We start from the raw sequence: 546 nt of genomic DNA, 5'->3' as shown, positions 1-546 counted from the left end.
AAGTTTGGAAAAGGTCAATAAGTGATTGAAGGGCAGTAATAAAATCTATGTCTTTTACATCTTCGCAAAGGATGTAAAAAAGGTTGCCAATCGTCTTAGGATCCTCCTCTTTTCGCATTTGCCAAGCAATGAGAATATATCGTGTAAAAACAATGGTTGTATGGCTAATTAACATGTCGTAGGAACGTCCCTGGAATTCTTTCTCTAAATTTAAAAGGGATTTATTGCATTTGAAGAAGACTTCAATGTCCCAACGCATGCCGTAAATACGAATGATCTCTTCATTTTCTAATGTTGTATCTGTGCTGAGAATGGCAAGCCATTCGCTCCGTTTATTACGGTTTCGTACAAATAGAATTTTTACTGGAATTCCATTGTCTAAAGTAGCATAAACGGATCCGAGAATGTCTTTTTTACCCATGTGAGGTTTTGCCAATTTGTAAAGTTGATTCAGTGTGAAACGTTCACCATTGTAAACGTATCGCTGCTTTAATTGCTTCACCATGCCAATGACAAATAACCCTTTGTTCGTAATCTTCTCAATTA

The 546-nt window shown here is 36.4% G+C and carries 1 protein-coding gene; it reads right to left on the bottom strand.

What is annotated here, in order from left to right; all coding sequences use genetic code 11:
- Nucleotides 1-546 (bottom strand): IS4 family transposase (locus GJS40_RS01200; RefSeq protein ID WP_456298380.1); only part of this gene is annotated, 546 nt, incomplete at both ends.

The sequence above is a fragment of the Aliibacillus thermotolerans genome, from assembly GCF_027853235.1.
Taxonomy (GTDB): Bacteria; Bacillota; Bacilli; order Bacillales; family Marinococcaceae; genus Aliibacillus; species Aliibacillus thermotolerans.
This window is presented reverse-complemented; position numbering and strand designations above follow the sequence as displayed.